The following is a 25,895-nucleotide window of genomic DNA, read 5'->3' as shown; positions in this document are numbered from 1 at the left end:
GCCCTCTGAAAGAAAATTCATCAAGCCGCGAAGCCTTGTTTTCAAAGGCTTTCACCGCTGTCCGAAAAAATCTACAACCCTCCCCATCCAAGTTGGCCGCTTGATTGCATATGCTTGTATGTACAAGTAAAGATGTGTGCGTAAGAGTCCATGAACATCCTCTTCGCACCAATCATGTTCGCGCATTGATCGTTGAGGAGTTTTTCGTGACTGATTTTTCCGAGGCTAAGCCTACAAAGTATCGTGACGTCGAAATCCGCGCTGCTCGCGGTAACACGCTCACCGCCAAAAGCTGGCTGACCGAAGCGCCGCTGCGCATGCTGATGAATAACCTCGACCCGCAAGTGGCCGAAAACCCGAAAGAGCTGGTGGTATACGGCGGCATCGGCCGTGCGGCGCGCAACTGGGAATGCTACGACCAGATCGTCGAAAGCCTGACCAACCTCAATGACGACGAAACCCTGCTGGTGCAATCCGGCAAACCGGTTGGCGTATTCAAGACCCACAGCAACGCCCCACGCGTACTGATCGCCAACTCCAACCTGGTGCCGCACTGGGCCAGTTGGGAACACTTCAACGAACTGGATGCCAAGGGCCTGGCCATGTACGGCCAGATGACCGCGGGCAGCTGGATCTACATCGGCAGCCAGGGCATCGTCCAGGGCACTTACGAAACCTTCGTCGAAGCCGGTCGCCAGCATTACAACAATGACCTCAAGGGTCGTTGGGTTCTGACCGCAGGCCTTGGTGGCATGGGCGGTGCTCAGCCTCTGGCCGCAACCCTGGCCGGCGCTTGCTCGCTGAACATTGAATGCCAACAGGTCAGCATCGATTTTCGGTTGAACAGCCGCTATGTCGACGAGCAAGCCACTGACCTCGACGACGCTCTGGCCCGTATCGACAAATACACCAAGGAAGGCAAGGCAATTTCCATCGCCCTGCTTGGCAACGCGGCTGAAATTCTGCCGGAGCTGGTCAAGCGTGGCGTGCGTCCGGACATGGTTACCGACCAGACCAGCGCCCACGATCCGCTCAACGGTTACCTGCCGGCTGGCTGGACCTGGGACGAATACCGCGCTCGCGCCAAGACCGAACCTGCTGCTGTGATCAAAGCCGCCAAGCAATCGATGGCCGTGCACGTTAAAGCGATGTTGGACTTCCAGAAAATGGGCGTACCGACTTTCGACTACGGCAACAACATCCGTCAGATGGCGCAAGAAGAAGGCGTGGAAAACGCTTTCGACTTCCCGGGTTTTGTACCGGCTTACATCCGTCCGCTGTTCTGCCGTGGCATCGGCCCGTTCCGTTGGGCTGCACTGTCGGGTGATCCGCAAGATATCTACAAAACCGATGCCAAAGTAAAAGAGCTGATCCCTGACGACGCCCACCTGCACAACTGGTTGGACATGGCCCGCGAGCGCATTGCGTTCCAGGGGCTGCCGGCGCGTATCTGCTGGGTTGGCCTGGGCCAGCGTGCCAAGTTGGGTCTGGCATTCAACGAAATGGTGCGCAGCGGTGAGCTGTCGGCGCCTGTCGTAATCGGTCGCGACCACCTGGACTCTGGCTCGGTCGCAAGCCCGAACCGTGAAACCGAATCCATGCAGGACGGTTCCGACGCCGTGTCCGACTGGCCACTGCTCAACGCCTTGCTCAACACCGCCAGCGGTGCGACCTGGGTCTCGCTGCACCACGGCGGCGGCGTCGGCATGGGCTTCTCCCAGCACTCGGGGATGGTGATTGTTTGCGACGGTACCGATGAAGCGGCTGAGCGTATTGCCCGCGTGCTGCACAACGACCCGGCCACCGGGGTGATGCGTCACGCCGACGCTGGTTACCAGATTGCTATTGATTGCGCCAAGGAGCAGGGCCTGAACCTGCCGATGATCAAGTAACCAAAGTGGCACAGCCCGTTTTCTGAACGCTTGATCCTGCCGGTAGAGCAGGGCGCTGCACCAACAACAAGCGGGCTGCTGGCACAAGCCTGATGGGACGTGGACAAGGCAGGATGCCTTTTGACTGCCGTAATCCATTTCATGATTGGGAGCGTCACACAATGAAAATGAATAAGACCCTGCTGGCCACGTTGTTCGCCACAGGCTTGTTGGCCAGCGCTGGTGCCACTCAGGCAGCAGGCTGGTGCGAGTCAGGCAAGCCGGTGAAATTCGCCGGCCTGAACTGGGAAAGCGGCATGTTGCTGACCGATGTCCTGCAAATCGTCCTGGAGAAAGGCTACGACTGCAAAACCGATAGCCTGCCGGGCAACTCCATCACCATGGAGAACGCCCTCGGCAGCAATGACATTCAGGTCTTCGCTGAGGAGTGGGTAGGCCGCAGCGAAGTCTGGAACAAGGCCGAGAAGGCCGGCAAAGTCGTCGGCGTCGGCGCTCCGGTAGTGGGCGCCATCGAAGGCTGGTACGTGCCGCGTTATGTGATCGAAGGCGACGCCAAGCGCAAGCTCGAAGCCAAGGCGCCAGACCTGAAAACCATCGCCGACCTGGCCAAGTATTCCGCCGTGTTCAAGGACCAGGAAGAGCCGGCCAAGGGCCGCTTCTACAACTGTCCGGCCGGCTGGACCTGCGAGCTGGATAACAGCGAAATGCTCAAAAGCTACGGGCTGGAAAGCACCTACACCAACTTCCGCCCAGGCACAGGCCCGGCGCTGGATGCGGCGGTGTTGTCCAGCTACAAGCGTGGCGAGCCGATCCTGTTCTACTACTGGTCGCCTACCCCGCTCATGGGTCAGGTGGATCTGGTGAAGCTGGAAGAAAAACCCGGTGTGGATAAAAGCGTGACCATCAAGGTAGGCCTGTCCAAGGTGTTCCACGAGCAAGCGCCGGAATTGGTAGCGGTACTGGAGAAGGTCAATCTGCCGATCGACCTGCTCAACCAGAACCTGGCTCGTATGACTAAAGAGCGAATTGAATCGCCAAAACTGGCGAAAATTTTCCTCAAGGAACACCCTGAAATCTGGCACGCATGGGTGAGCGACGACGCAGCCAAGAAAATCGACGCGGCCTTGTAGGTTGAGCGTTCCCGGTTGCCCCAACAGGCAATCGGGCGGCCGGCCACAACCCACTGGATCGAGAGCACGCTATGTTTCCTGAGAGTTTTACGTTTTCCATCGCTGACTGGGTCAACGGTTGGGTTGATTCGCTGGTGACCAACTACGGTGATGTGTTCCGGCAGATCTCCGACACCTTGTTATGGGCCATCGTCAACCTGGAAGGGTTGCTGCGCGCGGCGCCCTGGTGGTTGATGCTGGCGATTGTCGGCGGCATTGCCTGGCACGCCACCCGCAAGGTGGTAATGACTGCGGTGATCGTCGGCCTGCTGTTTTTGGTGGGCGCGGTCGGGCTGTGGGACAAACTGATGCAAACCCTGGCGCTGATGATGGTGGCCACGGTGATCTCGGTGTTGATCGGCATCCCCCTGGGGATTCTCTCGGCCCGCAGCAATCGCCTGCGTTCGGTGTTGATGCCGCTGCTGGACATCATGCAAACCATGCCCAGCTTCGTGTACCTGATTCCGGTGCTGATGCTGTTCGGCCTGGGCAAGGTCCCGGCGATTTTCGCCACGGTGATCTACGCCGCGCCGCCGCTGATTCGCCTGACCGACCTGGGCATTCGCCAGGTCGATGGCGAAGTCATGGAAGCCATCAACGCCTTTGGTGCAAACCGCTGGCAGCAGCTGTTTGGCGTGCAATTGCCCCTGGCCCTGCCGAGCATCATGGCCGGGATCAACCAGACCACCATGATGGCATTGTCGATGGTGGTGATCGCCTCGATGATCGGCGCCCGTGGCTTGGGTGAAGACGTGCTGGTGGGCATCCAGACCCTCAACGTTGGGCGCGGCCTTGAAGCTGGTCTGGCGATCGTGATTCTCGCAGTGGTCATCGACCGCATCACCCAGGCCTATGGTCGTCCACGGCATGAGGCGAGCAAATGACTACCGTCAGCAAGATTGAAGTCAAAAACGTATTCAAGATCTTCGGTTCCCGTTCCAAGGAAGCGCTGGCTCTCATTGGCCAAGGCAAGACCAAGGACCAGGTACTGGCTGATACCGGTTGCGTGGTAGGTGTGAACGACCTGTCGCTGAGCATCGATACTGGCGAGATCTTCGTGATCATGGGCCTGTCGGGTTCCGGCAAGTCGACCCTGGTGCGCCACTTCAACCGCTTGATCGACCCTACCAGTGGCGCGATCCTGGTGGACGGCGAAGACATCCTGCAACTGGACATGGAAGCCCTGCGCCAATTTCGTCGGCACAAGATCAGCATGGTGTTCCAGAGCTTCGGCCTGCTGCCCCACAAGAGCGTGCTGGACAACGTCGCCTACGGTTTGAAAGTGCGCGGCGAGACCAAGCAAGTGTGTGCCGAACGGGCGCTGCACTGGATCGAAACCGTGGGCCTCAAGGGCTACGAGAACAAGTATCCGCACCAGCTATCCGGCGGCATGCGCCAACGGGTGGGCCTGGCCCGCGCACTGGCGGCCGACACCGACATCATCCTGATGGACGAAGCCTTCAGCGCCCTCGACCCGCTGATCCGCGCCGAGATGCAGGACCAGTTGCTGGAACTGCAAAAGACCCTGCACAAGACCATCGTTTTCATCACCCACGACCTCGACGAGGCCGTACGCATTGGCAACCGCATTGCGATCCTCAAGGACGGCAAGCTGATCCAGGTCGGCACGCCCAGGGAGATCCTGCATTCACCGGCGGATGAGTATGTGGACCGCTTTGTTAAACGGCGGGCCGCGGTGGTTTGATCCGGTTTTTTTGGTGACGGCGCTTGTTGTGGCAAGCCCGCTGGCCACAGGGTTAGTCATAAATTCAAGATTTGTATGAAGAGGTCAACGATGTCCCAGGTTGAAAAAATCATCATCGCCGACACCCCATTGCGCTGGCAGGACGTGGTCGCCGTGGCTCGCCACGGTGCTGTCCTCGAACTGTCGGGCCAGGCCTGGGCGCGGATCGATAATGCCCAGGCCATCGTCCAGCGCATCGTCAGCAGTGGCGAACGGGCCTATGGCGTCAATACCGGCCTGGGCGCCTTGTGCAATGTTTCCCTCAAAGGCGAGCAACTGAGCCAACTGTCGCGCAACACCTTGCTTAGCCACGCCTGCGGCGTCGGTGCGCCGCTGAGCACCGAGCAAACCCGCGCGATCATCTGCGCCGCCATTATCAACTACAGCCAGGGCAAGTCCGGTCTGCATCCGCAGGTGGTGCATTCGCTGCTGGCCCTGCTCAACCACGGTATCACCCCGCAAGTGCCGTCCCAGGGTTCGGTGGGTTACCTCACCCACATGGCCCATATCAGCATCGCCTTGCTCGGGGTCGGCAACGTCAGCTACCGGGGCCAGATTGTCTCGGCGCACGAGGCCCTGGCCGCCGAAAACTTGCAGCCGGTGGTGCTGGGTGCCAAGGACGGGTTGTGCCTGGTCAACGGCACGCCGTGCATGAGCGGCCTGAGCTGCCTGGCCCTGGCCGATGCCCATCGCCTGCTGCAATGGGCCGACGTGATTGGCGCCATGAGCTTCGAGGCGCAGCGCGGTCAGATCGACGCGTTCGACGAAGAAATCATCGCCCTCAAGCCGCATCCGGGCATGCAGCAAGTGGGCAGCAACCTGCGGGCACTGCTGGACGGCAGTGAAGTGATCGCTGCAAGCAAAGGCATTCGCACCCAGGATGCCTTGAGCATTCGCTCGATTCCCCAGGTCCATGGTGCGGCGCGCGATCAACTGGAACACGCCACACGGCAGATCGAAACCGAACTCAACGGCGCCACCGACAATCCATTGCTGCTCGGCACCCCGGACAACTACCGCGTGGTGTCCCAGGCCAATCCCCATGGGCAATCGGTGGCACTGGCAGCGGACATGCTGGCCATCGCCCTGGCAGAGATCGGCTCCATCGCTGAGCGTCGCCTTGATCGCCTGATCAACCCCCACGTCAGCGGGCTGCCGGCGTTCCTGGTGAGCAACCCCGGCGTCAATTCGGGGATGATGATCGTGCAGTACGTCGCCGCGTCCCTCTGCGGGCAAAACCGCCAACTGGCGCAACCGGCGGTGCTCGACAACTTCGTCACCTCCGGCTTGCAGGAAGATCACCTGAGCATGGGCACCAACGCCGCGCTGAAGTTGCACCAAGTGCTGGAAAACGTCACCCAGATCCTCGCCATCGAGTACCTGCTGGCGGCCCAGGCTTTCGAATTTCTCCAGGAGCAACGCTTCGGCGCAGGCACCCACACCGCCTGGCGCCTGCTGCGCGAACAGGTCCCGGCTTATGACCAGGACCGCTGGCTGGCGCCGGACATCACAGCGGCCGCAACGCTGCTCAAGAACGCCGACTTGCTGCACAACGCACTACCGAATTTGCACTGAGCAGATTTGTAATAAAAAATCCCAACAATAACCAGCGTGCCAAGCCGTCAGTCATCTAAAAGAGGACAACGGCGGATAACGGAAGCATCCGGAGCGACTGGTAGTTAACAACACTCTCAAAAGGAGCATGAATGTGACTGCGCTAAACCTGATTCCAGGCCAACTGAGCCTTGCCCAACTGCGTGACATCTACCAGCAGCCGGTAACCCTCACCCTGGATGACAGCGCCTCGGCCCAGATCGAAGCCAGCGTCGCCTGTGTGGAGCAGATTCTCGCCGAGAACCGCACCGCTTATGGCATCAACACCGGTTTTGGCCTGCTGGCCTCCACCCGTATCGCCAGTGAAGACCTGGAAAACCTCCAGCGCTCACTGGTGCTGTCCCACGCCGCCGGCGTGGGTAAGCCCATCAGTGATGCGTTGGTGCGGTTAGTCATGGTGCTCAAGGTCAACAGCCTGAGCCGGGGTTTCTCCGGGATTCGCCGGCAGGTGATCGACGCGTTGATCGCCCTGATCAATGCCGAGGTTTACCCGCACATTCCACTGAAAGGCTCGGTGGGTGCCTCCGGTGACTTGGCGCCATTGGCGCACATGTCCCTGGTACTGCTTGGCGAAGGCAAGGCTCGTTACAAAGGCGAATGGCTGGAGGCGACGCAAGCGCTGAAAGTCGCTGGCCTGACCCCGCTGACCCTGGCTGCGAAAGAAGGCTTGGCGCTGCTTAACGGTACCCAGGTTTCCACTGCTTATGCCTTGCGCGGCCTGTTTGAGGGCGAAGACCTGTTCGCCGGTGCCCTGGCCTGTGGCGGTCTGACGGTGGAAGCGGTGCTGGGCTCGCGCTCGCCGTTTGACGCGCGCATTCATGCCGCTCGCGGTCAGCGCGGCCAGATCGATTCGGCTGCCGCCTATCGTGATCTGTTGGGGGAGAGCAGCGAAGTCTCGCAATCCCACCAGAACTGCGACAAGGTCCAGGATCCGTACTCCCTGCGCTGCCAGCCGCAAGTCATGGGCGCCTGCTTGACCCAACTCCGCCAGGCGGCAGAGGTGTTGGTGGTCGAAGCCAACGCCGTGTCCGATAACCCGTTGGTGTTCGCCGCTGAAGGCGACGTGATTTCCGGCGGCAACTTCCACGCCGAACCGGTGGCCATGGCCGCTGACAACATGGCTTTGGCCATCGCTGAAATCGGCTCCCTGAGCGAGCGCCGCATCTCGTTGATGATGGACAAGCACATGTCGCAACTGCCGCCGTTTTTGGTGGCCAACGGTGGTGTTAACTCCGGCTTCATGATCGCCCAAGTGACTGCAGCGGCCCTGGCCAGTGAGAACAAGGCGCTGGCCCATCCCCATAGCGTCGACAGCTTGCCGACGTCCGCCAACCAGGAAGACCACGTCTCCATGGCCCCGGCTGCGGGCAAGCGCCTATGGGAAATGGCCGAGAACGTGCGCGGCATTCTCGCTGTGGAATGGCTGGCGGCCTGCCAGGGGCTGGATCTGCGCGACGGCCTGAAAACCTCGCCGAAGCTGGAAAAAGCCCGTGGCATCCTGCGCGGCAAAGTGCCGTTCTATGAGAAGGACCGCTTCTTTGCACCGGACATCAACGCCGCCACAGAGTTGCTGGCCACGCGCTGCCTGAATGAGTTGGTACCGGCGAAGCTGTTGCCGAGCCTGTAACCCGCAATACCCCCTGTAGGAGCGAGCTTGCTCGCGATGGACGTTAACGATGACACGGGGAGCCAGAAGAAACGCGGTGTCCTTGGGTTCTTCGCGAGCAAGCTCGCTCCTACAGAAAACAAGAACAATTAGGGACGAGAAATGCACCAGCAAGAAACGGGTTTGAAACGCGGGCTCTCCGCCCGCCATATTCGCTTCATGGCACTGGGGTCGGCGATCGGCACCGGGCTGTTTTACGGTTCTGCCTCAGCCATCCAGATGGCCGGCCCCGCTGTGCTGCTGGCCTACCTGATCGGTGGCGCCGCGGTGTTCATGGTCATGCGCGCCCTGGGCGAAATGGCTGTGCACAACCCGGTGTCCGGCTCCTTCGGCCAGTACGCCAGCACCTACCTGGGCCCCATGGCCGGTTTTGTTCTCGGCTGGACCTACGCCTTCGAGATGATTATCGTCTGCCTGGCCGACGTCACCGCCTTTGGCATCTATATGGGCTTCTGGTTTCCCGAAGTGGCGCGCTGGATCTGGGTGCTGGGCATCGTGTTCCTGATCGGCGGCCTGAACCTGTGCAGCGTCAAAGTTTTTGGCGAAATGGAGTTCTGGCTATCGCTGCTCAAGGTCGGCGCCATTGTCGCAATGATCCTCGGCGGTTTCGGCATCATGCTGTTCGGCATTCACTCAGCGGGTGACGCACCGGCTACCGGCCTGAGCAACTTGTGGGCCCACGGTGGCTTCATGCCCAACGGCGTCGGCGGTTTGATCGCTTCCTTTGCAGTGGTGATGTTCGCCTTTGGCGGCATCGAAATCATCGGCATCACTGCCGGCGAAGCCAAGGACCCGCAGCGGGTCATTCCCAAGGCGATCAACGCCGTACCGCTGCGTATCCTGCTGTTCTACGTGCTGACCCTGTTTGTGCTGATGGCGATCTACCCATGGCCGCAGATCGGCAGCCAGGGCAGCCCGTTCGTGCAGATATTCAGCAACCTGGGCATCGGCTCGGCGGCGACCATCCTTAATATCGTGGTGATCTCGGCAGCCGTTTCGGCCATCAATAGCGACATCTTCGGCGCCGGCCGCATGATGTACGGCCTGGCCCAGCAAGGGCAGGCACCCAAAGGCTTTGCGCAACTGTCCCGCCAGGGCGTGCCGTGGATGACCGTGGTGGTGATGGGCGCTGCGCTGCTGGGCGGCGTGGTGTTGAACTACCTGATCCCGGAAAACGTATTCCTGGTGATCGCCTCCATTGCCACCTTCGCCACGGTCTGGGTCTGGCTGATGATCCTCATCACACAAGTGGCGATGCGTCGCGCCATGACCAAAGAGCAGATCGCCGAACTGAAATTCCCGGTGCCGTTCTGGCCCTACGCGCCGGCAGCGGCCATCGTGTTCATGCTGTTTATTTTCGGCGTGCTGGGGTATTTCCCGGACACCCAGGCAGCCCTTATGGTCGGTGTCGTATGGATCGCCTTGCTGGTCGTTGCCTATCTGCTGTGGGTAAAACCCGCCGCCGGGCAAGCAGCCAAGGTCCATTACGAGCCAGCCTTGTCTCATCGATAACCAACGCAGGTGTTGAATGAAAACGCTTTGGCAACACTGCCACGTCGCAACCATGGCCCAGGGCAAATACTCGATTATCGAGGACGCCGCCATCGTGACATCAGGCACGCTCATCGAGTGGATCGGCCCTCGCGGCGAACTGCCGGGCGCTGACTATGCGAAGACTTATGACCTGCAAGGCGCATGGGTCACGCCCGGGTTGATCGACTGCCACACCCACACGGTGTTTGGTGGCAATCGCAGCGGTGAGTTCGAGCAGCGGCTGCAAGGCGTGAGTTACGCCGAGATCGCAGCTGCCGGTGGCGGTATCGCCAGCACCGTGCGCGCCACCCGCGCCGCCACGGAAGATGAACTGTTCGCCAGCGCCCACAAGCGTCTGCGCAGTTTGCTGCGTGACGGCGTGACCACGGTGGAGATCAAGTCCGGCTACGGCCTGGATTTGGCCAGCGAACGCAAGATCCTGCGGGTGATCCGTCGCCTGGGCGCCGAGCTTCCCGTTAGCGTGCGCAGCACCTGCCTGGCGGCCCACGCCTTGCCGCCGGAATACGTCGATCGTGCCGACGCCTACATCGAACATATCTGCAGTGAAATGCTCCCGGCCCTGGCGGCCGAAGGGCTGGTGGACGCGGTGGACGCCTTTTGCGAATACCTGGCGTTCTCCCCGGAACAAGTGGAACGGGTGTTTGTCGCCGCGCAGCAACTTGGCTTGCCGGTGAAACTGCACGCCGAGCAACTGTCGTCCCTGCACGGCTCCAGCCTGGCGGCGCGTTATCAGGCGTTGTCGGCGGACCATCTGGAGTTCATGACCGAAGACGATGCCATCGCCATGGCCGCCTCGGGCACCGTCGCGGTGTTGCTGCCGGGAGCGTTCTACTTCCTGCGCGAAACCCAACTGCCGCCCATGGACGCCCTGCGCAAACACGGGGTGAAGATCGCCATCGCCAGCGATCTAAACCCAGGCACCTCGCCAGCGTTGTCGGTGCGGCTGATGTTGAACATGGCGTGCACCCTGTTTCGAATGACCCCCGAGGAAGCGCTGGCTGGCGCGACCCAACATGCGGCTACCGCTTTGGGCATGGGTGATACCCATGGTTCGCTGGAAGTGGGCAAGGTGGCGGACTTTGTCGCCTGGCAGATCGATCGCCCCGCCGACCTGGCTTACTGGCTGGGCGGCGAGTTGGATAAACGCGTCGTGCGCCACGGCGTCGACGTCACTGTTTAAGGAGCACCGTTGTGGATAAGGTTTTGAGCTTCAAACAAGGTAGCACACCGCTGCTGATCAGCATGCCCCACGCTGGTTTGCGCCTGACCCCTGTGGTCGAGGCCGGGTTGATCCCCGAGGCGCAAAGCCTGCCGGACACCGACTGGCATATCCCCACGCTTTATGACTTCGCCAAAGAACTGGGCGCGAGCACCCTGGCCGCCGAGTATTCGCGCTTTGTCATCGACCTCAACCGGCCGTCCGACGACAAGCCGCTGTACGTCGGCGCCACCACCGGCCTGTACCCGGCGACGCTGTTCGACGGCGTGCCGTTGTTCCGCGAAGGCCTGGAGCCCTCAAAGGCCGAGCGCGCGACCTATCTGGAACAGATCTGGACGCCGTATCACCGCACCCTGCAAGAAGAGTTGGCCCGCCTCAAGGCCGAGTTCGGCTACGCGCTGCTATTTGATGCCCACTCGATCCGCTCAGTGATCCCGCACCTGTTCGACGGCAAACTGCCCGACTTCAACCTAGGCACCTTCAACGGTGCCGCCTGCGATCCTGAACTGGCTAGCCAACTGGAAGCCATATGCGCCGCTCATCCACAGTACAGCCATGTGCTTAATGGTCGCTTCAAGGGCGGGCATATCACCCGCCATTACGGCAACCCGGCAGACAATATCCATGCGGTGCAGCTGGAGTTGGGGCAGTGCACATATATGGAAGAGTTTGAGCCATTCCGGTATCGGGCGGACGTGGCTGGGCCGACACGGGTGGTGTTGAAGGAATTGCTGGAAGGGTTCCTGGCGTGGGGGCAGAAGCATTATCGGTGACTTGCGGCAGCCATAGGTATTTACACAGCGCTTGAGGTTCTGTTGACCGAGGTCTGATTCGTCAAGGACATGCTCATTGCACCATTCGGGTTTATGATGCCAGACGGCAAAATAATAGATGTCCCACCAGGGATGAACTCGACCCCTTACGGAGCGCGCAATGCAGACTTTGTACCCGCAGATCAAACCCTACGCCCGGCACGATCTGGCCGTCGATGAACCCCATGTGTTGTACGTCGACGAAAGCGGTTCCCCGCAAGGCCTGCCCGTTGTGTTCATCCATGGAGGCCCTGGAGCCGGGTGCGATGCCCAGAGCCGGTGTTATTTTGACCCGAACATGTATCGGATCATTACTTTCGATCAGCGCGGCTGCGGTCGCTCCACGCCTCACGCCAACCTGGAAAATAACACTACCTGGGATCTGGTGGCCGACCTTGAGCGGATTCGCCAACACCTGGGCATCGACAAATGGGTGCTGTTCGGCGGTTCCTGGGGTTCGACCCTGGCCCTGGCCTATGCGCAAACCCACCCTGAGCGTGTCCACGGTTTGATCGTGCGGGGCATCTTCCTCGCCCGTCCCCAGGAAATCGAATGGTTCTATCAGGCCGGTGCCAGCCGCCTGTTCCCCGATTACTGGCAGGACTACATCGCGCCGATCCCACAGGACGAGCGTCACGACCTGCTTACCGCCTTCCACAAGCGCCTGATCGGCAGCGACCAGATTGCCCAGATGCACGCCGCCAAGGCCTGGTCGACCTGGGAAGGCCGTACTGCCACCCTGCGTCCAAATCCGTTAGTGGTTGATCGTTTCAGCGAGCCGCAGCGCGCGCTGTCCATTGCCCGTATTGAATGCCACTACTTCACCAACAATGCCTTCCTTGAGCCCAACCAACTGATTCGCGACATGCACAAGATCGCCCACCTGCCTGGCGTCATCGTCCACGGCCGCTACGATGTGATTTGCCCGCTGGATAACGCGTGGGCGTTGCATCAGGCTTGGCCCAACAGCGAACTGCAGGTGATCCGTGATGCCGGCCATGCCGCTTCCGAGCCAGGCATTACTGACGCGTTGGTGCGTGCGGCGAGCCAAATGGCACGACGTCTGCTTGATTTACCTCCAGAAGAAGCATGAAGGGGCTTTTACAGCGGGTGCGAGGCGCCCGGGTCGAAGTGGCGGGGGAAGTAGTCGGCGCAATAGGCCAGGGTTTGCTGGTGCTCGTGGCCGTCGAGCCTTCAGATACCCAGGCAAGTGCCGACAAGCTCTTGCATAAACTGCTTAACTATCGGGTGTTCAGCGACGACGAGGGCAAGATGAACCTGTCGTTGAAGGACATCGGCGGCGGGTTGCTGCTGGTTTCACAGTTCACCCTGGCGGCGGATACCAAAAGTGGCCTGCGCCCCGGCTTCTCCACGGCGGCCCCTCCGGCGCTGGCAGAGGCGCTTTTTGACCACTTGTTGTTACAAGCGCAACAATTGCATGGCACGGTGGCGGCGGGGCGTTTTGGCGCGGATATGCAGGTGCATTTGGTCAATGACGGGCCGGTCACCTTCCTGTTTCAGACCTGAATGTACTGAAAACGACTTTTAATGCCCCAAAACACAGGTTTTCACTACAAATACTTCGCTGCCCCTGATGCGTTGTCTCGCGGGCTACTAGATAATCGCGCGCTACGGGGATCAGCGTTAATTGGTCCATTTTTGACTTAGGTAGAGACTTGTCCGATAGCCATTGGGGAATCATTTAGCCCCGTGGGAGTCGGAACAATGCTCGCCAACCTGGCATATAGATAGCTGGCCGTTGGTTTTTTGATCTGTTTTCGGCGAGGGTTGCTCGTGATTGTTAGTCCCTGTAATGCACCAAAATTGTCTGCCAAGCGGTTACGAAACGCACTGGTAACGGGCTCCGCCCTGTTTTGCCTGTTCGGCGCGGGTCAACTGTGGGCATTCAGTCTGGATGATGTGTCGGCCAAGGCAAAAGAGCTGGCCGGGCAGAAATACCAAGCCCCGCGCAGCAATCTGCCAAACGAATTTCGCGAAATGAAATTTGCTGATTACCAGAAAATTCGTTTTCGCCATGAAAAAGCCGAGTGGGCCGATCAGAAAACTCCGTTCAAGCTGTCCTTCTATCACCAGGGTATGCACTTCGATACACCGGTGAAGATCAATGAAGTCACCGCCACTGACGTCCAGGAAATCAAGTACGACCCGGCTCGTTTCGATTTCGGCGACGTCAAGTTTGATCCCAAGGCCACCGAACAGCTGGGTTATGCCGGCTTTCGTGTCCTGTACCCGATCAACAAGGACGACAAGCAAGACGAAATCATGACCATGCTCGGCGCCAGCTACTTCCGCGTCGTTGGCAAGGATCAGGTCTACGGCTTGTCTGCCCGCGGCATGGCCATCGACACCGCGCTGCCGTCTGGCGAAGAATTCCCGCGTTTCACCGAGTTCTGGATTGAGCGTCCAAAGCCGGGTGACAAGCACTTGGTGATCTTCGCCCTGCTGGATTCGCCACGGGCTACCGGCGCCTACCGCCTGATCCTGCGTCCGGGCACCGACACCATCGTCGATGTCAAATCCCAGATGTTCCTGCGCGACAAAGTCACCAAGCTGGGCATTGCCCCGCTGACCAGCATGTACCTGTTCGGCGCCAATCAGCCGTCCAAGGTTCTCAACTACCGCCGTGAGCTGCACGATTCCAGCGGTCTGTCGATCCATGCCGGTAACGGCGAGTGGATCTGGCGTCCGCTGAACAACCCTAAACACCTGTCGGTCAGCAACTTCAGCGTGGAAAACCCGCGTGGTTTCGGCCTGCTGCAACGCGGTCGTAACTTCAGCCAGTACGAAGACCTGGACGACAATTACGACAAGCGCCCAAGCGCCTGGATTGAGCCTGAGGGCGACTGGGGCAAGGGTTCCGTCGACCTGGTAGAGATCCCGACTGCCGATGAAACCAACGACAACATCGTTGCCTTCTGGAGCCCGGAAAAACTGCCAGAGCCCGGCCAGCCGCTGGACGTCAGCTACCGTCTGCACTGGACCCTCAATGACGCGCCGTTCCATTCCCCTGACAGTGCTTGGGTCAAGCAGACCTTGCGCTCTACGGGTGATGTGAAACAGTCCAACCTGATCCGTCAGCCAGATGGCAGCGTTGCCTATCTGGTGGACTTCGAGGGCCCGTCCCTCAAGGCTCTGCTGCCAGATGCCCAGGTTCGCAGCCAGGTCAGCGTCGGCGACAATGCCGAGTTGGTGGAAAACAGCGTTCGCTACAACCCGCACACCAAAGGCTGGCGCCTGACCCTGCGCATGAAGATCAAGGACGCGGGCAAGCCAACCGAGATGCGTGCGGCCCTGGTCCAGGACGTTGCAGTGCCGGAACCGGAAAAGGCTTCGACCCAAGTGTTGAAAGCGGACAAAGTACTGGCCAAGCAACATGAGAAACAGGCCAAGAAAGACGCCAAAGACAAGGAAGCCAAGCAGCCAGAAGCTGCCCCAGCCACACCGGAGCCGGTCAAAACTGAACAAGTCCTGACCGAAACCTGGAGCTATCAGTTGCCTGCCGATGAGTAACTCTCAAGCCCAGCCAGAGACGCTTGCCGAGTATCTGGCGCATCTTCCGATGACCGATGAGCAGCGCGCCGAACTCGCGGGCTGCAATTCCTTCGCCGAGCTGCATGAGCGCCTTTCGTCTTCGACCTTCGACGCCCCGGCCGACGCTGCCCAAGCGTCGGTCGGTCGGCGACTGACCCTCAACACGGCCGAAGAGCTGCAAGATGCTGAGATGCTCGTGCTCGACGCCAGCGGTCGCGTCTGCCTCAAGGCCACGCCGCCGATCCGTCGGACCAAGGTGGTGCCTGAACCTTGGCGCACCAATATCCTGGTACGCGGCTGGCGCCGGCTGACCGGTCGCTCCAATCCTCCGGCACCGCCGAAGGACGAGCGTGTGCTGCCCGCTGCCCGCTGGCGCACGGTCGGTTCGATCCGTCGTTACATCCTGTTGACACTGATGCTCGGCCAGACGATCGTCGCCGGCTGGTACATGAAAGGCATCATGCCGTATCAGGGCTGGTCCTTCGTCGACATGGACGAGATCCGCAACCAGACCCTGATGGCGACCGCTACCCAGGTCCTGCCTTACGCCCTGCAAACCAGCATCCTGATTCTGTTCGGAATACTGTTTTGCTGGGTCTCGGCCGGTTTCTGGACCGCGCTGATGGGTTTCCTGGAACTGCTGACCGGCCACGACAAGTACCGTATTTCCGGGAAAAGCGCTGGCGATGAGCCAATTCCCAAGGAAGCTCGTACCGCCCTGGTCATGCCGATCTGCAACGAAGACGTGCCACGGGTATTCGCCGGCCTGCGGGCGACCTTCGAGTCGGTTGCCGCGACCGGTGACCTGGATCGCTTCGACTTTTTCGTCCTCAGTGACAGTAACGACGCCGATATCTGCATCGCCGAACAGCAAGCCTGGCTTGACGTGTGCCGCGACGCGGGTGGCTTCGGCAAGATTTTCTATCGCCGCCGTCGCCGTCGCGTCAAACGCAAGAGCGGCAACCTCGACGACTTCTGCCGTCGCTGGGGCGGTGACTACAAGTACATGGTGGTGCTCGACGCCGACAGCGTGATGAGCGGCGAATGCCTGACCAGCCTGGTGCGCTTGATGGAAGCCACGCCGGACGCCGGCATCATCCAGACCGCGCCACGGGCATCGGGCATGGACACGCTGTATGCGCGCATGCAGCAGTTCGCCACCCGCGTCTACGGCCCGCTGTTTACTGCCGGCCTGCACTTCTGGCAGTTGGGTGAATCCCACTACTGGGGTCACAACGCAATCATCCGCATGAAGCCGTTTATCGAGCACTGCGCCCTGGCGCCATTGCCCGGTAAAGGCGCGTTTGCCGGTGCCATCCTCTCTCACGACTTCGTTGAAGCGGCGCTGATGCGTCGTGCCGGCTGGGGCGTGTGGATTGCCTACGATTTGCCCGGCAGCTACGAAGAATTGCCGCCCAACCTGCTGGACGAACTCAAGCGTGACCGTCGCTGGTGCCACGGCAACCTGATGAACTTCCGCCTGTTCCTGGTCAAGGGCATGCACCCGGTGCACCGTGCGGTGTTCCTTACCGGTGTGATGTCGTACCTGTCGGCGCCGTTGTGGTTCTTCTTCCTGGTGCTGTCGACCGCTCTGCTGGCGGTCAACACCCTGATGGAGCCGCAGTACTTCATGGCGCCACGCCAGTTGTACCCACTGTGGCCACAATGGCATCCGGACAAGGCGGTAGCGCTGTTCTCCACCACCATCGTGCTGCTGTTCCTGCCCAAGCTGTTGAGCATCATCCTGATCTGGGCCAAGGGCGCGAAAGAGTTCGGCGGCAAGTTCAAGGTGACCCTGTCGATGCTGCTGGAGATGCTGTTCTCCGTGCTGCTGGCGCCGGTGCGGATGATTTTCCACACCCGCTTCGTGCTCGCCGCGTTCCTCGGCTGGGCCGCGACCTGGAACTCGCCGCAGCGTGACGACGACTCCACACCGTGGAGCGAGGCGGTCAAGCGTCACGGTCCGCAAACGTTGCTCGGCTTTTTCTGGGCGCTGTTGGTGGTGTGGTTGAACCCAAGCTTCCTGTGGTGGCTGGTGCCGATTGTCGGTTCGCTGATGCTGTCGATCCCGGTTTCGGTGATTTCAAGCCGGGTCAAGCTGGGCCTCAAGTCGCGCGACGAAAGCCTGTTCCTGATCCCTGAGGAATACAATCCGCCCCAGGCGCTGCTGTCGACCGACCAGTACACCCACGAAAACCGTTGGCACGCGCTCAATGACGGTTTCGTGCGGGCCGTGGTCGATCCTCAGCAGAACGCCCTGGCCTGTGCCCTGGCGACCTCTCGGCATGGTCACGCGGAGCCGATTGAGTTGCTGCGTATCGAACGTGTTCGTCATGCATTGAGCGTCGGCCCAGCCGGCCTCAATAACGGCGAACGTCTGGCCTTGCTCAGCGATCCGGTCGCCCTGGCACGCTTGCATGAGCAGGTCTGGAGCGAAGGTCACGCCGAATGGCTCGGTGCCTGGCGTGAATCGGTCAAGTCCGACCCCCACGCGCCGTTGCTGCCTTTGCAACCGCTGTCGTCCCAGGCTCAACCAGCCTGATTCAGACGCCCCCGAGGCTAGTCTCGGGGGCGTTCGAAGCGCCCTTCCTACAGTGTTTTTCCCTTCTGCCACATTGCGACAACGCCTTGTTATTTCGACACAAAAGCCCCTTTACCTACGAACTCCTGGCGTTTGCTTTGAAGAAAGGTGATGACGACAGCCTCACATCTAAGGAGTGCCTGGCTCTCGCAGCAGACGGTCTACCTGTGCTGTTCGCGCAGCCTTTATGGGTTTTTTCTGTCATACCCGCCAACAAATTCCGCCTAGACCTATGTGCTGGTGGGCGAGTGGGTTAGCATCGCTCCCCGAAATGGTGCAGCCCTTTTGCGCACCGACCTCACAATAAAATGAGTTCAGGGGACTTGATGATGAAAAAGTATCTTTCGATGCTGTTGCTTGGCGTTACGGCGCTGGTAGCAGTCAATGCTGCCCAGGCCGGTGCTATCGATGATGCGGTCAAGCGCGGAACGCTGAAAGTCGGGATGGACCCGACCTACATGCCGTTCCAGATGACCAACAAGCGCGGTGAAATCATCGGGTTTGAAGTCGACATCCTCAAGGCCATGGCCAAGTCCATGGGCGTCAAGCTGGAGACGGTCTCCACCGGTTATGACGGCATCATCCCGGCGCTGCTGACCAACAAGTTCGATATGATCGGCAGCGGCATGACCCTGACTCAGGAGCGTAACCTGCGCCTGAACTTCAGCGAACCCTTCATCGTCGTCGGCCAAACCCTGCTGATCCGCAAGGAACTGGAAGGCACCATCAAGTCTTATAAAGACCTGAATGACGAGAAATATCGCCTGACCTCCAAGCTCGGCACCACTGGCGAGATGGTTGCCAAGAAACTGATCTCCAAGGCCAAGTACCACGGCTACGACAACGAGCAGGAAGGTGTGCTCGACGTGGTCAACGGTAAGGCCGATGCATTCGTCTATGACGCGCCTTACAACGTGGTAGCAGAGAAAAAGGTCGGCAACGGCAAGCTGGTGTACCTCGACCAGCCGTTCACCTTTGAACCCCTGGCGTTCGGCTTGAAGAAAGGCGACTACGACAGCATCAACTTCATCAACAACTTTCTGCACCAGATCCGCAACGACGGCACCTACGATCGCATCCATGACAAGTGGTTCAAGAGCAGTGATTGGCTCAAGGACATGGAATAAGACTGACTTGTGGCGAGGGGGCTTGCCCCCTCGCCACAAAAGGGCATGCCCTCCGATCTTGATGGATGTTGAGCAATGAAACAGAAAAAAGCCCAATGGCCCTGGCACCTGCTGACAATGCTGGTTCTGGTCGGCCTGGCTGGGGCGTTGTACTACGCCACCTCGCTGATGTCCTACGAATGGCGCTGGAACCGCGTGCCGCAATACTTCGCCTACCAGGCCGAGGAATCCCAGCGAGCGGCAGATATTTCCACAGTCGTTGAACTGGTGCGCAAAGGCGATACTGCCGAAGTGACCCTGCGCAATGGCGCCGGTGACGAGCAACATCTCACTGTTGCGGATAACAGTGTGCAAGTGGCCCGCGGCGATGATGTGGCCGAGGGCGATGTGATCGGCGTGACTCGGCATTGGGCGCTGGGCCCGCTGATGTGGGGCTTGTGGACCACTCTGTGGCTGTCGCTGGTGTCAGGCATTCTGGGCCTGGCCATTGGCCTGGCGACCGGTTTGTGCCGGCTGTCGAACAACCCGACCTTGCGGGATCTGTCGACGATCTACGTCGAACTGGTGCGCGGTACGCCGCTATTGGTGCAGATCTTCATTTTCTACTTCTTTATTGGCACGGTGCTCAACCTGTCCCGGGAATTTGCCGGTATCGCCGCCTTGTCGCTGTTTACTGGCGCCTATGTGGCGGAAATCGTTCGCGCCGGGGTGCAGTCGATTGCCCGTGGCCAGGGCGAAGCTGCCCGTTCCCTGGGCTTGAGCGCTGGCCAATCGATGCGCCATGTGGTGTTGCCGCAAGCCTTCAAACGCGTGCTGCCGCCCCTGGCCGGGCAATTTATCAGCCTGGTCAAGGACACGTCCCTGGTGTCGGTGATCGCTATCACCGAACTGCTCAAGAGTGGTCGCGAAGTGATCACCACCTCGTTCTCGCCGTTTGAAATCCTGTTCTGCGTCGCAGGCCTGTACCTGCTGATCAACCTGCCGCTGTCGAAAGTCGCCAGCCGGCTTGAGCGGAGGCTCGCGCAAAGTGATTGAAGTCCGCGATCTGGTAAAAGTTTTTGACTCTCGTGGGCACGTAGTCCGCGCGGTGGATAACGTCACCACCCAAGTGGCCAAGGGCGAAGTGTTGGTGGTGATCGGCCCGTCCGGCTCTGGCAAGTCGACGTTTCTGCGTTGCCTCAACGGCCTGGAAGAGTTCGATTCTGGTTCGGTCAGCATCGACGGCCTGCAACTGGCCGACCCGAAGACCGATGTGAACGCCTACCGGCGTGAAGTCGGCATGGTGTTCCAGCACTTCAATTTGTTTCCCCACATGACTGTTTTGGAAAACCTGTGCCTGGCGCAGAAAGTCGTGCGCAAGCGTGGCAAAAAGGAGCGCGAGGCCAAAGCCTTGGCGTTGCTGGAAAAGGTCGGTATTGCCCAGAAAGCCAACGAGTTCCCGTCGCGGCTTTCCGGTGGTCAGCAGCAGCGCGTGGCAATTGCCCGGGCGCTGGCCATGGAACCCAAGGTAATGCTGTTTGACGAACCCACCTCGGCGCTGGACCCGGAAATGGTCGGCGAAGTGCTGGATGTCATGAAGACCCTGGCCCTGGAAGGCATGACGATGGTCTGTGTGACCCACGAAATGGGCTTTGCCCGGGAAGTGGCGGATCGGGTGTTGTTTTTCGATCATGGGAAGTTGCTGGAGGATGCCGCTCCGGCGCAATTCTTCGATGCGCCCAAGGACCCGCGGGCCCAGGCGTTTTTGCGCCAGGTCTTGTAGACGATGATCGTTCCCATGCTCTGCGTGGGAGCGATCTGGATGTGGGTCTGCCGGTTCATACCTTGAATTCACAAAGTGCGACGGCCATGATTGGCCGCCGCTGGGGACGGTCAGATCCGGAAGCGGCCTACCAGGGTTTGCAGGTAAACCCCAAGGCGCGCCAATTCGGCACTGGACGCAGCAGTTTCTTCGCTGGCCGCCGAGGTTTGTTCGGAGACGTCGCGTACGTTCAGCACGCTGCGGTTGATCTCTTCGGCGACCGCGCTTTGTTGCTCGGCGGCAGTGGCAATCTGCTGGTTCATCGCCTGGATGGTCGAGACCGTGCGGGTGATGTTTTCCAGGGCATTGCCAGCCCGACGGGTCAGCTCGACGCTACTGTCGGTAAGGCTGCGGCTATTGTCCATGATGGTCGCCACCTGCTGTGTGCCGCTTTGCAGGCCTACGATCAGCTCTTCGATTTCTTCGGTGGACTTCTGGGTGCGTTGGGCCAGGCTGCGTACCTCATCGGCGACCACCGCAAAGCCACGTCCAGCTTCCCCGGCGCGGGCGGCTTCGATGGCCGCGTTGAGAGCCAGCAGATTGGTTTGCTGGGCCACGGACTTGATCACGTCCAGCACACTGCCGATCTTGTCGCTTTCGCGCTTGAGGTGGCCCATGGCGTCGGTAGAGTTGCCGACTTCGCGGGCCAAGCGCTCGATCTGGGTGATGGCTTCGCCGACCACCTTGTCGCCTTCGCGAGCCTGCTGGTCAGCGGCAACGGCCGCTTCTGAGGCTTGCTCGGCGTTGCGCGCGACTTCCTGCACAGTGGCTGCCATTTCGTTCATGGCGGTGGCCACCTGGTCGGTCTCGACCTTTTGGCTGTTGACTCCGGCGCTCGTCTGTTCGGTGACGGCGGACAGTTCCTCGGCTGCGCTGGCGATCTGGGTGACGCCGTCGCTGATGCCGCCGATCAGTTCACGCAGGCCGACGGTCATGTTTTGCATGGCCCGTTGCAGTTGGCCCAGTTCGTCCTGTCGTTCTGAAATCAGGTTGTGGGTCAGGTCGCCAGCTGCGACGCGTTCGGCGACTTTCAGCGTCTGGCTCAGCGGGATGACGATCTGCCGGGTGATGGCCCAGGCGGCCACCAGGCCGCAGATCAAGGCCAGGGCTGTAGCGAACAGCAGCAGTTGCTTGGCCTGCGCGGCATCGGTGTCGCGGACTACAGTTTGCGAGATGGTCAGTTTTTTACTGCGGTCCAGCAGGATATCGCCTTGCTCGGCCATGGTTTTCACTGCTGCAGTACTGGCCCCCTGAGAGTCGCGATACTGGCTGACGGCGGCGCGGTAGGCTTGTAGCGAAACGCTGGCCTGCTGCAGGTTGGCCTGGTATTGCTCCGGCAACTGGCCGTTGAGGAGGGTGATCTGTTTCAGCGCGTTGTCGATGGCATCCAGGGCGGGCTGTTGCGCTTCAAGCTTGCCGCTGTAGGTGTAGCCGCGTACCTGAAAGCGCGCCTGTTGGATCAGTTTGCTCAGGTCGACCACGCTGTTGAACACGGTAGCGCTGTCGCCTTGCAGCAGCGTCTTCTCGACTTCGCCGACCTTGACCACGGCATTGTCGGCGGTATCGCCGAGTTTGCTGCGCGCATTTTCGCGGTTGGCGCCGGCTTGGGTCATGGTGATGAACGAGCGCTTGTACTGGTCTACTGCCGCCAACTGCTCATCGATCATGGCGATATCGGCAGGCTGTTCGATCATTGTACGGGCGGTCTTCAGCCCTGTTTCCAGCCGGCCCAAAAAATCATTGACCGCCTCTGGGCCTTGTTCGCCACGGTGCATTTCATAGTCCACGCGCGCCAGGCGCAGGTCCTTGGTCAGCTCATTGAGGCTGGAAATAAACCCCAGCTTGTCACCGCGGCTGATCACACCACTCAGTCCAGTCCAGCCGGTAAAGGTGATCAATAACGTCAGGATCAGCACCAGGCCAAAGCCTACGCTCAGCTTGCGATTGACGCTTACATTCCCCAATTTCTCGGCTAACCAACGGTACATGCTGTGAACTCCCCTAGAACAAGGCTTGGATTTATTCAGAGCGTATCGGCTCGCAATGCGAATTCTGGAGGTGAGAAGGTTTTGTGGCGAGCGGGCTTAGTTGTAACAGTGAGGTTGCGGGGTCAGAACAGGCGTGCGAGCAGAGCGGTGACGGCGGTTTCAACCCGCAAAATTCGCGCACCCAACTGCACCGGCTGCAACCCTGCCTTGGCCAGCAAGTCCACTTCATAAGGAATCCAGCCACCTTCCGGGCCGATGGCCAAGGTCACCGGCTCATCCAGCCCACGAGGGCAGGGTGGATAGTCGCCGGGGTGGCCAACCAGGCCGAGGGTGTCTTGCGCCAAGGCGGGCAAGCGGTCTTCGACGAAGGGCTTGAAGCGTTTTTCGATGATGATCTCAGGCAGCACAGTATCTCGTGCCTGTTCCAGGCCGAGTATCAGTTGCTGGCGGACCGCTTCCGGTTCCAGGAATGGCGTCTGCCAGAAGCTCTTTTCTACCCTGTAACTGTTGACCAATACCACCCGTGGCACGCCCATGGACGCTACGGTTTGCAGCACCCGACGGAGCATTTTTGGGCGCGGCAAGGCCAGCAGCAGGGTCAGTGGCAGTTTGGCCGGTGGCGGCTGATCGAGGGTGACTTGCAGTTCCGCTTCATGGGCTTCCAGGCGCAGCAGCTCGGCACTGCCCATCAACCCACCAATGCGCCCGACCCGCAGGCTGTCGCCCACCGCAGCGCGGTGGACTTCCTGCATGTGCACCAGGCGCCGATCACGCAGGATCACACGGTCGGCCGCGATAAAATCGGCCTCCTCAAGCAGCAGCAGGTTCACGGCTGGGTCGCTGGCGGCTGGTCGTCCGGGCCTTGGTCGGCGTCGGCGGGTTGATCGTCCGGATGCTCGCCGCGTTTACTCACCAGGCTGGCAAACAGGATGCCGATTTCAAACAGCATCCACATCGGTACGGCCAGCAAGGTTTGCGAGAAGATGTCCGGCGGTGTCAGGATCATGCCGACTACGAAGCAGCCGATGATCACGTACGGGCGGATCTTGCGCAGGTATTTGACGTCGACCACGCCGATCCACACCAGCAGCACCACAGCCACCGGGATCTCGAAGGCCACGCCAAAGGCGAAGAACAACGTCATCACAAAGTCGAGGTAGCTGGTGATGTCGGTCATCATCTCCACCCCGGCCGGGGTGGCAGCGGCGAAGAACTTGAAGATCAGCGGGAACACCAGGAAGTAGGCGAAGGCCATGCCGGTGTAGAACAGCATGATGCTGGACACCAACAGCGGTACCGCGATGCGCTTTTCATGCTTGTACAGGCCCGGCGCGATAAAGCCCCAGATCTGGTGCAGGATCACCGGGATCGCCAAAAACAGCGAGACCATCATCGTTAGCTTCAACGGCGTGAGGAACGGCGAAGACACGTCGGTGGCGATCATGGTCGCGCCCACCGGCAGGTAATCGCGCAGCGGCGTCGAGACGAAGGTGTAGATCTGCTGGGTAAAGGCAAACAGCCCGGCAAAGATCACGAAGATCGCCGCGACACAACGCAGCAGGCGGGTGCGCAGCTCGGTGAGGTGCGAGACCAGCGGCATGTGCTGGTCGTTTTCCGGTTTATCAGCGCTCATGGGGCTCGCGGCGGCAATGTAGGGTCGTGGGGAGCGGGCGACGCGGCAGGCGTCGGCGCAGGTTCTGTCGGGGCAACGGCTGGAGCAGCGGGCGAGAGTTCCACGACGGGCACGGCATCGACTACGGGTGTCGATACTGGCGCGACTGGCGGCGCGATGCTCTGCTCGGCGACAGGCTCAACCGGGGTAGCCGCCTGCTGTTGCGGCGCGAGAATTTTCCGCGCTTCCTGCTCCAAAGACAGAATGTGTTCGTTGTGCAGTTGCCGGCGAATTTCGTCGGCGCCTATTTCCCGTTCAACTTCCTGTTTGATGGCGTTGAAACTGCGTTTCAGGCGCCCGATCCACAGGCCGGCCGTACGCGCGGCGCCGGGCAGGCGTTCAGGCCCAAGCACCAACAGGGCGATGAGGCCGACGAGCAGCAGTTCAGAGAAGCTGATACCAAACATTAGTCAGTGCTCACGAGTCTTTGCGGATCGGCTCTTCGACTTTCTCTGCCTGGACATCGAAGGTGCGACGTTCAGTGATCGGCTGAGTGGCCTGTGGGTGAACAGGCTGCGCCGGTGGGACCGGGTTGGCGGCGGGGTCGGCCGGCTTTTCGTCGTCGTTCATGGCCTTGCGAAAGCCCTTGATGGATTCGCCGACATCGGTGCCCAGGTTTTTCAGTTTCTTGGTGCCGAACACCAGCACAACGACCACAAGAATGACGATCCAGTGTTTCCAGTCAAAAATGCCCATGCTGCAATTCCTCGGTCAAAAAGTTATTCAGGTGGACGGGCGCGAAGCCTTTTCGGCGTGTCCGGACAAGCCGAAGCGACGGTCCAGTTCATCAAGCACGGCCTGCGGATGCTGCCCCAGTTGGGCGAGCATCACCAGGCTATGGAACCACAGGTCGGCGGTTTCGTAGATTACATCGCTGTAATCGCCGCTGATCTGGGCGTCCTTGGCAGCAATAATCGTCTCGACGGATTCTTCGCCGAGCTTTTCGAGAATCTTGTTCAGACCCTTGTGATACAGGCTGGCAACGTAGGAACTGTCAGCAGCCGCGCCTTTGCGGTCTTCCAGCACCTGGGCCAGACGGTTGAGTGTATCGGTCATGTTCAGTGTCCTGCCGAATAGATAGCGTGCGGGTCTTTGAGCACGGGCTCGACGGTCTTCCACTCGCCGTTTTCAAACACACGGTAGAAGCAGCTATGACGGCCGGTGTGACAGGCGATGTCGCCGATCTGCTCGACCTTGAGGATTACCACGTCGGCGTCGCAGTCGATGCGCATCTCGTGCAGGGTTTGCACGTGCCCGGACTCTTCACCCTTGCGCCACAGTTTGCCACGGGAACGTGACCAGTAAATGGCACGCTGCTCGGCGGCAGTCAGGCTCAGGGCCTCGCGGTTCATCCAGGCCATCATCAGTACGCGCCCGGTCTTGTAGTCCTGGGCAATGGCCGGCACCAGGCCGTCACTGTCCCATTTGATTTCGTCCAGCCAGTCTTTCATCTTCGACTCCGACAACCGGGCGCTGTCAGCCTCGGCAATTTGCAACAGTGTAT

At 60.2% G+C, this 25,895-nt stretch carries 22 protein-coding genes and 2 pseudogenes; 16 read left to right on the top strand and 8 right to left on the bottom strand.

Annotated features, from left to right (window positions below; all coding sequences use genetic code 11):
• Nucleotides 1-206 precede the first annotated feature (206 nt).
• The 16 genes and pseudogenes from hutU (at nucleotide 207) to ACZRKZ_RS20355 (ending at nucleotide 20,692) form a co-directional block, all read left to right on the top strand.
• The gene (hutU, locus tag ACZRKZ_RS20430; RefSeq protein WP_463982562.1) at nucleotides 207-1,892 is read left to right on the top strand and encodes a urocanate hydratase; all 1,686 of its coding nucleotides are present in this window, start codon (nucleotides 207-209) and stop codon (nucleotides 1,890-1,892) included.
• A 161-nt stretch (nucleotides 1,893-2,053) separates the two neighbouring features.
• Nucleotides 2,054-3,022, top strand: a complete 969-nt coding sequence (locus ACZRKZ_RS20425) for an ABC transporter substrate-binding protein (protein WP_463968992.1) — start codon at nucleotides 2,054-2,056, stop codon at nucleotides 3,020-3,022.
• A 71-nt stretch (nucleotides 3,023-3,093) separates the two neighbouring features.
• Nucleotides 3,094-3,945: an ABC transporter permease gene (locus ACZRKZ_RS20420; protein ID WP_350613967.1), complete on the top strand. Its 852-nt coding sequence runs from the start codon at nucleotides 3,094-3,096 to the stop codon at nucleotides 3,943-3,945.
• Complete coding sequence (locus ACZRKZ_RS20415; protein ID WP_463982561.1) at nucleotides 3,942-4,766, top strand: quaternary amine ABC transporter ATP-binding protein; 825 nt, start codon at nucleotides 3,942-3,944, stop codon at nucleotides 4,764-4,766. Before ACZRKZ_RS20420 ends, ACZRKZ_RS20415 begins: the two co-directional genes overlap by 4 nt.
• Before the next feature lie 90 nt (nucleotides 4,767-4,856).
• A complete protein-coding gene (gene hutH / locus ACZRKZ_RS20410; protein WP_463982560.1) occupies nucleotides 4,857-6,380 on the top strand; it encodes a histidine ammonia-lyase in 1,524 nt (507 codons plus the stop codon).
• Between the two features lie 127 nt (nucleotides 6,381-6,507).
• Nucleotides 6,508-8,046, top strand: a complete 1,539-nt coding sequence (gene hutH, locus ACZRKZ_RS20405) for a histidine ammonia-lyase (protein WP_149411289.1) — start codon at nucleotides 6,508-6,510, stop codon at nucleotides 8,044-8,046.
• 141 nt (nucleotides 8,047-8,187) lie between these two features.
• A complete protein-coding gene (locus ACZRKZ_RS20400) occupies nucleotides 8,188-9,597 on the top strand; it encodes an amino acid permease (protein WP_463982559.1) in 1,410 nt (469 codons plus the stop codon).
• Nucleotides 9,598-9,613: 16 nt separating this feature from the next.
• Nucleotides 9,614-10,819, top strand: coding sequence for an imidazolonepropionase (gene hutI / locus ACZRKZ_RS20395; protein WP_463982558.1), 1,206 nt, complete (start codon nucleotides 9,614-9,616; stop codon nucleotides 10,817-10,819).
• Between the two features lie 11 nt (nucleotides 10,820-10,830).
• Nucleotides 10,831-11,631, top strand: coding sequence for an N-formylglutamate deformylase (hutG, locus tag ACZRKZ_RS20390; protein ID WP_463982557.1), 801 nt, complete (start codon nucleotides 10,831-10,833; stop codon nucleotides 11,629-11,631).
• Between the two features lie 160 nt (nucleotides 11,632-11,791).
• Nucleotides 11,792-12,763 carry a prolyl aminopeptidase gene (gene pip, locus ACZRKZ_RS20385; protein WP_463982556.1) on the top strand — a complete coding sequence of 324 codons (972 nt, stop codon included), beginning with the start codon at nucleotides 11,792-11,794 and terminating at the stop codon, nucleotides 12,761-12,763.
• On the top strand, nucleotides 12,760-13,197 hold the full coding sequence (gene dtd, locus ACZRKZ_RS20380; protein WP_463968999.1) for a D-aminoacyl-tRNA deacylase: 438 nt from the start codon (nucleotides 12,760-12,762) through the stop codon (nucleotides 13,195-13,197). The genes pip and dtd overlap by 4 nt, the downstream gene beginning before the upstream one ends.
• A 267-nt stretch (nucleotides 13,198-13,464) precedes the next feature.
• Complete coding sequence (locus ACZRKZ_RS20375) at nucleotides 13,465-15,201, top strand: glucan biosynthesis protein G (protein ID WP_463969000.1); 1,737 nt, start codon at nucleotides 13,465-13,467, stop codon at nucleotides 15,199-15,201.
• Nucleotides 15,194-17,781 (top strand): annotated as a pseudogene (gene mdoH, locus ACZRKZ_RS20370) (glucans biosynthesis glucosyltransferase MdoH); the annotation flags it as partial. The gene ACZRKZ_RS20375 and the pseudogene mdoH, both read left to right, overlap by 8 nt.
• Before the next feature lie 351 nt (nucleotides 17,782-18,132).
• Nucleotides 18,133-18,930 carry a transporter substrate-binding domain-containing protein gene (locus tag ACZRKZ_RS20365; RefSeq protein ID WP_133101290.1) on the top strand — a complete coding sequence of 266 codons (798 nt, stop codon included), beginning with the start codon at nucleotides 18,133-18,135 and terminating at the stop codon, nucleotides 18,928-18,930.
• Nucleotides 18,931-19,005: 75 nt separating this feature from the next.
• A complete protein-coding gene (locus ACZRKZ_RS20360; protein ID WP_463982555.1) occupies nucleotides 19,006-19,965 on the top strand; it encodes an amino acid ABC transporter permease in 960 nt (319 codons plus the stop codon).
• Nucleotides 19,958-20,692 (top strand): amino acid ABC transporter ATP-binding protein, encoded by a 735-nt coding sequence (locus ACZRKZ_RS20355; RefSeq protein ID WP_149411280.1) that lies wholly within the window; start codon nucleotides 19,958-19,960, stop codon nucleotides 20,690-20,692. The genes ACZRKZ_RS20360 and ACZRKZ_RS20355 overlap by 8 nt, the downstream gene beginning before the upstream one ends.
• A 110-nt stretch (nucleotides 20,693-20,802) precedes the next feature.
• Here ACZRKZ_RS20355 and ACZRKZ_RS20350 read toward each other — a convergent pair whose 3' ends face one another.
• The 8 genes and pseudogenes from ACZRKZ_RS20350 to hisI form a co-directional block, all read right to left on the bottom strand.
• A complete protein-coding gene (locus tag ACZRKZ_RS20350; protein WP_463982635.1) occupies nucleotides 20,803-21,507 on the bottom strand; it encodes a methyl-accepting chemotaxis protein in 705 nt (234 codons plus the stop codon).
• Between the two features lie 201 nt (nucleotides 21,508-21,708).
• Nucleotides 21,709-22,719, bottom strand: a pseudogene (locus tag ACZRKZ_RS20345) (methyl-accepting chemotaxis protein); the annotation flags it as partial.
• 122 nt (nucleotides 22,720-22,841) lie between these two features.
• Entirely contained in the window at nucleotides 22,842-23,549 is a 708-nt protein-coding gene (locus ACZRKZ_RS20340; protein WP_463982554.1) for a 16S rRNA (uracil(1498)-N(3))-methyltransferase, read from the bottom strand.
• Entirely contained in the window at nucleotides 23,546-24,352 is an 807-nt protein-coding gene (gene tatC, locus ACZRKZ_RS20335; RefSeq protein ID WP_149493974.1) for a twin-arginine translocase subunit TatC, read from the bottom strand. The genes ACZRKZ_RS20340 and tatC overlap by 4 nt, the downstream gene beginning before the upstream one ends.
• Nucleotides 24,349-24,798 (bottom strand): Sec-independent protein translocase protein TatB, encoded by a 450-nt coding sequence (tatB, locus tag ACZRKZ_RS20330; RefSeq protein WP_463982553.1) that lies wholly within the window; start codon nucleotides 24,796-24,798, stop codon nucleotides 24,349-24,351. The genes tatC and tatB overlap by 4 nt, the downstream gene beginning before the upstream one ends.
• 10 nt (nucleotides 24,799-24,808) lie before the next feature.
• The gene (locus tag ACZRKZ_RS20325; RefSeq protein ID WP_463969004.1) at nucleotides 24,809-25,087 is read right to left on the bottom strand and encodes a twin-arginine translocase TatA/TatE family subunit; all 279 of its coding nucleotides are present in this window, start codon (nucleotides 25,085-25,087) and stop codon (nucleotides 24,809-24,811) included.
• A 27-nt stretch (nucleotides 25,088-25,114) separates the two neighbouring features.
• Entirely contained in the window at nucleotides 25,115-25,447 is a 333-nt protein-coding gene (locus ACZRKZ_RS20320) for a phosphoribosyl-ATP diphosphatase (RefSeq protein WP_463969005.1), read from the bottom strand.
• 2 nt (nucleotides 25,448-25,449) lie between these two features.
• Nucleotides 25,450-25,842 (bottom strand): phosphoribosyl-AMP cyclohydrolase, encoded by a 393-nt coding sequence (gene hisI, locus ACZRKZ_RS20315; protein ID WP_133101299.1) that lies wholly within the window; start codon nucleotides 25,840-25,842, stop codon nucleotides 25,450-25,452.
• Nucleotides 25,843-25,895 lie beyond the last annotated feature (53 nt).

It is taken from the genome of Pseudomonas sp. c313 (assembly GCF_055407145.1).
This window is presented reverse-complemented; position numbering and strand designations above follow the sequence as displayed.

Excerpts from the sequence above, each read along its gene's own strand:
- ACZRKZ_RS20425 (WP_463968992.1), top strand. The coding sequence starts at position 2,054 with ATGAAAATGAATAAGACCCTGCTGGCCACGTTGTTCGCCACAGGCTTG.
- ACZRKZ_RS20420 (WP_350613967.1), top strand. The coding sequence starts at position 3,094 with ATGTTTCCTGAGAGTTTTACGTTTTCCATCGCTGACTGGGTCAACGGT.
- ACZRKZ_RS20415 (WP_463982561.1), top strand. The coding sequence starts at position 3,942 with ATGACTACCGTCAGCAAGATTGAAGTCAAAAACGTATTCAAGATCTTC.
- hutH (WP_463982560.1), top strand. The coding sequence starts at position 4,857 with ATGTCCCAGGTTGAAAAAATCATCATCGCCGACACCCCATTGCGCTGG.
- hutH (WP_149411289.1), top strand. The coding sequence starts at position 6,508 with ATGAATGTGACTGCGCTAAACCTGATTCCAGGCCAACTGAGCCTTGCC.
- ACZRKZ_RS20400 (WP_463982559.1), top strand. The coding sequence starts at position 8,188 with ATGCACCAGCAAGAAACGGGTTTGAAACGCGGGCTCTCCGCCCGCCAT.
- hutI (WP_463982558.1), top strand. The coding sequence starts at position 9,614 with ATGAAAACGCTTTGGCAACACTGCCACGTCGCAACCATGGCCCAGGGC.
- pip (WP_463982556.1), top strand. The coding sequence starts at position 11,792 with ATGCAGACTTTGTACCCGCAGATCAAACCCTACGCCCGGCACGATCTG.
- dtd (WP_463968999.1), top strand. The coding sequence starts at position 12,760 with ATGAAGGGGCTTTTACAGCGGGTGCGAGGCGCCCGGGTCGAAGTGGCG.
- ACZRKZ_RS20365 (WP_133101290.1), top strand. The coding sequence starts at position 18,133 with ATGAAAAAGTATCTTTCGATGCTGTTGCTTGGCGTTACGGCGCTGGTA.
- ACZRKZ_RS20360 (WP_463982555.1), top strand. The coding sequence starts at position 19,006 with ATGAAACAGAAAAAAGCCCAATGGCCCTGGCACCTGCTGACAATGCTG.
- ACZRKZ_RS20350 (WP_463982635.1), bottom strand. The coding sequence starts at position 21,507 with ATGGCAGCCACTGTGCAGGAAGTCGCGCGCAACGCCGAGCAAGCCTCA.
- tatC (WP_149493974.1), bottom strand. The coding sequence starts at position 24,352 with ATGAGCGCTGATAAACCGGAAAACGACCAGCACATGCCGCTGGTCTCG.
- tatB (WP_463982553.1), bottom strand. The coding sequence starts at position 24,798 with ATGTTTGGTATCAGCTTCTCTGAACTGCTGCTCGTCGGCCTCATCGCC.
- ACZRKZ_RS20325 (WP_463969004.1), bottom strand. The coding sequence starts at position 25,087 with ATGGGCATTTTTGACTGGAAACACTGGATCGTCATTCTTGTGGTCGTT.
- ACZRKZ_RS20320 (WP_463969005.1), bottom strand. The coding sequence starts at position 25,447 with ATGACCGATACACTCAACCGTCTGGCCCAGGTGCTGGAAGACCGCAAA.
- hisI (WP_133101299.1), bottom strand. The coding sequence starts at position 25,842 with ATGAAAGACTGGCTGGACGAAATCAAATGGGACAGTGACGGCCTGGTG.